The following is a 2,666-nucleotide window of genomic DNA, read 5'->3' as shown; positions in this document are numbered from 1 at the left end:
ACCCTAGATGATACACTCAAACAGCAAATTCAGATGCTACCAGTAGAGCAACTGGAAAGTTTAGCAGAAGAATTATTAGACTTTAGGGATGTGGAACAGTTACAGACTTGGTTGGAAAGCCTTTCTTAACGGTTTACGGTTCGACTTCGCTCACCGACCACGGTTGACTGTACCAAGGGGTGATCGGCTTGCAGCAGCGCTGGCGCGATCGCCATTCAGTGACGTTGTGCACCAAGGGGCGATCGCCCTGAATAAATGTCATAATTACAACAACTAACAATACCTTCGCCAAAATCAAAAATATCTTAATTTGTAGGTTGGATTGAGGCACGAAAGCCAACAAATACGTTGAGTTTACGTTGGGTTTCACTTCGTTCAACCCAACCTACGGAAAAATGGCAAAGGTATTGAACTAAGCAGTCGGTTTTTAACCGACTTAAGCTTTCAGACAGGGAATTTATTCCCTGGCTGACTTTGAGATTATGAGACTATGAGATTATGAGACTATGAAGTTATTCCCCATCTGACTGACCGGAGCATTTTCTAGAACAAAAAGAGCGATCGCATATCATTTGGTTCTATTAAATATCATCTAAATTACTTTATGTCCTCCGCTGATACCATACAGATTTACCACCGAAATAACTTACATAATATACTCCCCGACCTAAAAGAATTACTAGATATTTGTTATCCCCAGCCACCTCAAAATGTTTTCTACCTACTGGTAGAAGAATATCGCCGGGGATTTCCCGTTTATATAGCTATTGAAAATTCTGGTAAAGTCATAGGATTTACTTACCTGGCTCCCAATAGCAAAGGGGGAACATTAGAATCCTTAGCTGTACATCCTGACTTTAGAAATCAAAATCTAGGTTCCGAACTAGTGAATACCTTGCTGAAAGAAAATAAAGGAGTGATTCAAATTACCACTCGTATTCCCAGGTTTTTTGAGAAACTAGGATTTCAGTATATCCAAGTTCTTCCTGACCAATCCCATTACATGATTATTTTGAACTTTCACTAAAAATACTTATATGTCGATTCGGATTGCAACTAAAACATTAGGAAAGCATCATCCCCCCTTGATCATTGCAGAGATGTCAGGTAATCATAACCAATCCCTAGAACGAGCCTTAGAGATAGTAGAAGCAGCAGCAAAATCCGGCGCTCATGCTCTCAAACTCCAGACATACACCGCAGATACCATGACCCTGAACCTAGAATCGGGGGAATTTTTCATTGATGACCCTAATTCTCTGTGGAAAGGTAACTCACTACATCAACTCTATCAACAAGCTTATACACCCTGGGAATGGCACGAGCCAATTTTCCAACGCTCTCAAGAACTAGGCTTAATCGCCTTTAGCACCCCCTTTGATGAAACAGCTGTTGACTTCCTGGAATCCCTCCATGTCCCTTGTTATAAAATAGCCTCCTTTGAAAATACCGACTTACCCCTAATTCGCAAAGTCGCCCAAACCGGGAAACCGATGATTATTTCCACAGGAATGGCCACCATGGCCGAATTAGATGAAACAGTCCGCACCGCCAGGGAAGGGGGCTGTAAAGACCTGATTTTGCTCAAATGTACCAGCACCTATCCCGCTAGTCCGGAAAACAGTAATATTCTGACTATTCCTCACCTGCGAGACTTATTTAATGTCCAAGTAGGACTATCTGACCACACCCTGGGTATTGGGGTAGCTGTAGCTAGTGTGGCGATGGGAGCTACAGTTATAGAAAAACACTTTACCCTTTCCCGTAGTGATGGTGGTGTTGATGCTACTTTTTCTATGGAACCTGAGGAAATGGGTCAATTGGTGATAGAAACAGAACGAGCTTGGCAGAGTTTAGGGGAAATTACTTATGGACCCACAGCAGGGGAAAAAAAATCCCTGATTTATCGGCGATCGCTGTATATTACTCAAGACATCTCCGCCGGGGAAAAGTTAACCCCCCACAACCTCAGAGCCATTCGCCCAGGGTTTGGTTTACCGCCCAAGTATTATGATATTTTACTGGGAAAAACAGTTAACCAGGACACTCAAGCCGGAACTGCTCTGACATGGGAATTATTGGCGTAACCCTTACATTAACCCAGAGGATTCGGCTCACAAGCCAAGTCCGCAACTTTAGGTAGTAGAATTACGAGCCAATGAAACTCTAACAGATTTAGAACCATTACTATCATTTTTTGCTAGTTTTGTCTTAGATATACCTTTAGTACAACAGATAATGAGGTGGGATATGACTATTTTAAGAGAGTCTCCTTGGTATCAACAAATATTAAAGGAAGGTTTAGAAGCAGAAGAAAAACAGGGTTTAGAACTAGGTCTAGCAACAGGTTTACAGCAGGGTTTACAGCAGGGTTTACAGCAGGGTTTACAGCAGGAAAGTCTCAAGTTAGTAAAGAAATTAATTGACCGTCGTTTTGGGGCTTTATCATCGGAGTTAAACCTTAAAATTAATCAATTGTCAACTTCTAAATTAGAAGATTTGGCTACAGATTTACTAGAAATCACTGAGCTTGTCCTAAGTTGACAATTTACTAGACAAACCTATACAAGTACATACAAAACTACAAGTATTTGACGTATACATGGAATAAGTTGACTAAAAAATTAGGCAAAATGTGTCAGAATTAAATAATAAAGTATAGTGTT

Annotated in this window: 4 protein-coding genes; all 4 read left to right on the top strand. The window is 41.0% G+C overall.

Going from position 1 to position 2,666, the window contains the following annotated elements:
* A partial coding sequence (locus tag PN497_RS18265) for a DUF4351 domain-containing protein (protein ID WP_272110750.1) occupies window positions 1-129 on the top strand: 129 nt, incomplete at its 5' end.
* A 475-nt stretch (window positions 130-604) separates the two neighbouring features.
* Window positions 605-1,027, top strand: coding sequence for a GNAT family N-acetyltransferase (locus PN497_RS18260; protein WP_096571356.1), 423 nt, complete (start codon window positions 605-607; stop codon window positions 1,025-1,027).
* A 10-nt stretch (window positions 1,028-1,037) separates the two neighbouring features.
* The gene (pseI, locus tag PN497_RS18255; protein WP_096571358.1) at window positions 1,038-2,087 is read left to right on the top strand and encodes a pseudaminic acid synthase; all 1,050 of its coding nucleotides are present in this window, start codon (window positions 1,038-1,040) and stop codon (window positions 2,085-2,087) included.
* Window positions 2,088-2,250: 163 nt separating this feature from the next.
* The gene (locus tag PN497_RS18250) at window positions 2,251-2,544 is read left to right on the top strand and encodes a DUF4351 domain-containing protein (RefSeq protein WP_272110749.1); all 294 of its coding nucleotides are present in this window, start codon (window positions 2,251-2,253) and stop codon (window positions 2,542-2,544) included.
* Window positions 2,545-2,666: the final 122 nt, after the last annotated feature.

Source organism: Sphaerospermopsis kisseleviana CS-549 (assembly GCF_028329225.1).
Taxonomy (GTDB): domain Bacteria; phylum Cyanobacteriota; class Cyanobacteriia; order Cyanobacteriales; family Nostocaceae; genus Sphaerospermopsis; species Sphaerospermopsis kisseleviana.
This window is presented reverse-complemented; position numbering and strand designations above follow the sequence as displayed.

Coding starts and splice junctions, on each gene's coding strand:
- PN497_RS18260 (WP_096571356.1), top strand. CDS start 605: ATGTCCTCCGCTGATACCATACAGATTTACCACCGAAATAACTTACAT.
- pseI (WP_096571358.1), top strand. CDS start 1,038: ATGTCGATTCGGATTGCAACTAAAACATTAGGAAAGCATCATCCCCCC.
- PN497_RS18250 (WP_272110749.1), top strand. CDS start 2,251: ATGACTATTTTAAGAGAGTCTCCTTGGTATCAACAAATATTAAAGGAA.